Annotated in this window: 1 protein-coding gene and 1 pseudogene; both read right to left on the minus strand. The window is 36.9% G+C overall.

The features are described 5' to 3' along the window. Positions 1–144: 144 nt before the first annotated feature. Positions 145–1,467, minus strand: coding sequence for a glycine reductase complex selenoprotein B (grdB, locus tag DFR78_RS11820; protein WP_114459025.1), 1,323 nt, complete (start codon positions 1,465–1,467; stop codon positions 145–147). A gap of 37 nt (positions 1,468–1,504) precedes the next feature. Continuing rightward, positions 1,505–1,603, minus strand: a pseudogene (locus DFR78_RS11825) (glycine/sarcosine/betaine reductase complex selenoprotein A); the annotation flags it as partial.

Here is a 1,603-nt window from a genome sequence, read left to right on the forward strand (position 1 = left end):
CACCCTGTCACTGTTGACTTCTACATGATACATGCCACAACATAGATAGGACTTTCACCTATTATCAGAATAATTTACGGAGCACACAAAAAACAGCTGCAGTACTTTGTTCACTGCAGCTGTAGTAATTTATAATTTGTTTAATTATTCTTCATCTAAAAAGACTGTCTGCTCGTTAATATCTGTCTGTAGAGCTTCAAGTGCTTTTTCAACAATTTCCCTCCTTAAAGCTTTTTCATCTTTTTTACTTAAATCTGGATTACCTAAAGGATGCGGAATAGCTACTGCCGGAACAATTCTATTTGCGCCAACTGTTTGAGATATTGGCAGTACTGTCGCCACATGAACTACAGGTAATCCTGTCTTTTCTATTTCTTTTACCATTGTTGCACCGCAACGTGTGCAGGTACCTCAGGTAGAAGTTAATATTACTGCCTGTACCCCATCTGCAACAAGTTTTTCTGCAATCTCTGCAGCATAACTTTTTGCATTAGCAACCGAAGTACCATTTCCTACAGTTGCATAAAATTTATTATGGAGCTCACCAATAACTCCTTCTTTTTCTAAATCTCTCATAACATCTACTGGTAAAACACGATCGGGATCAAGGTTAGCATATACTGGATCATACCCACCATGTGCTGTTTCATGGCTCTCTTCTGTTAAATCCATTACACCTTCTAGACTGTACTCTCCATATTTAGATGCACTTGATGATTCTATGTGATCCGGATTTCCTTTTGGAACAATACCACCAGAAGTTACAAGAGCAATTTTTGCATCTGATAAATTTTTTACAGGTTCAGCAATTTCAACTCTGTCAAACACGGGCATTGGATATTCTGTTTCAAATTCATTTTTTTCGAGTTTATCAATCAGCATTTTTACAGCCCTGCTTGAACCTCTTTCCTCAACAAAAAGATTTTTCCTCACACCACGAGGCATATAACCTTCTTCATCAGGACTCCCCAGTTCACCATCTTTATCTATATAGCTTTTAACTATCTTTGCCATATTCGGAATTGCTGATCTCATACCGGCAGCTGAATCAGATGTTTCAACAAAATAAGCATACTGTCTGTACATTTCGTAACCGGGATTTTCTGGATATATTCCAGATACAACATCTATACCCATTTCTTCTTTTGCAATTTCTGCCACTGTACCACAGGCTACACCATATCTTCCTGCATTAAAGGCAGGACCGGCAATCAAAAGATCTGGCTTAACTTTATCCAGCATTTCCTTTATCTTTGCTTTACTTTCTTCCAGATTTTCATTAAAATAAGTATCTCCACAGATAATTGTATTTACAATCTCTGCATCTTCTCCTATAGCATTGTTTAAAGCAGCACCTGGACCTACAGGTCCTTCTTCCAGACGAGGTGGAATATCTGCTTTATCTTCACCACCAATTTGTCCAAAAAACTGATTTAAATAATGAACGATTTGGAATTTTTTACTCATAACTGCCCCCTTTCCTAAGGGTTATTTTTATTTAACCTTAAAGAGTATATTTAGAGTATTTTTCTCTATAAGTTTTAACTTCTTCCACTATTGCATCAACATCAAGCACCATTTCCATCATACTTATCTGATCTTC

The sequence above is a fragment of the Halanaerobium sp. MA284_MarDTE_T2 genome, assembly GCF_003337245.1.
Taxonomy (GTDB): domain Bacteria; phylum Bacillota; class Halanaerobiia; order Halanaerobiales; family Halanaerobiaceae; genus QPJE01.